The organism is Sphaerochaeta sp. S2 (assembly GCF_016406725.1).
Lineage (GTDB): Bacteria > Spirochaetota > Spirochaetia > Sphaerochaetales > Sphaerochaetaceae > Sphaerochaeta.
In genome coordinates this window covers 1-1,026 of record NZ_JAEKNT010000101.1, presented here as the reverse complement: position 1 = coordinate 1,026, position 1,026 = coordinate 1, and the positions used below count along the sequence as shown (strand labels likewise).

At 33.4% G+C, this 1,026-nt stretch carries 1 protein-coding gene; it reads right to left on the bottom strand.

Annotated elements, in window-relative coordinates:
• Nucleotides 1-50: 50 nt before the first annotated feature.
• Nucleotides 51-947, bottom strand: coding sequence for a nucleotidyl transferase AbiEii/AbiGii toxin family protein (locus JF818_RS02945; RefSeq protein ID WP_198890495.1), 897 nt, complete (start codon nt 945-947; stop codon nt 51-53).
• Nucleotides 948-1,026: the final 79 nt, after the last annotated feature.

The following is a 1,026-nucleotide window of genomic DNA, read 5'->3' as shown; positions in this document are numbered from 1 at the left end:
TTAACTGATATCAATCTATAACATTGTTGGGAAAATGTTGGGAAGTTCATCTACGCCATGTATTTTCTTTCATCGTGATTCCAACTCTTTTTGAGATATTCACCTTTCTCAACAGACTGGATTGGTTCTCTAACAAAATCTACAATCCCTTCCACTACTTCGTTGAATGGTAATTCGATTCCCAATGTTTTCTTCGTGAAAGCATTCCATCTTCTAATCATCTCATCAATTTCATATATCCCAGATATTCTTTCTAAGCTTCCTATTGTACATTCTGTCTGCCTGTTTCTAAAGGTCTCATAGATTGCATTACTCAGTGTTTCACCATCAAAATTATATCTTGACAAAAGGTAGTGGATATCATAATAGTCCTTCATTCGACTAGTCGCTTCCATTCGACTAAACATTGCCTCTAACTTCTCTGCAATGGTAGATTCAAGAGTGTATGATTTAACATTAGGAGAATCAAAACTCTCTAATTGTGTTGGGATATTTATAGAGTCTATTCGAGGAACTACGACATCGCCTATGCCAATATCGATGTCAAATGGCGTCCTTGTGTTCAAAATTGTAGCCACAACCTTCAGTCTAATCCCAGGATACTCTTTTTGTTCAGTAATTCTCTCTACTGATTTTACCTGTAATTCAATAAAACTATTGTCAGTTTTAGTTTTAATGATATCATCAATCATGACTTTCATTTCATTTGTATCATTTGATACATTGTTCCCTAAAAAATCAATATCCATTGTAGGTCTACCGTCTAGATCATTGAATGCAAATAGAAATAAACCGCCCTTTAAGATCAAACTGTTTTTATGTTTTGAATATGATAATCTACGTAGGAACTCTTCCTGGCAAAACAATTGCAATATAAATTGATATGGCAACTTTTTCTTTCTTGATTCATTCTTCAACTTTTGTAAAATTGACTTTTCATTCATCATTACATCCACATCCCTATGATTCGATCAACTTTCTTCTTTATATTCATAGCTTTCGCATAATCTATCAACTTTGTTATCC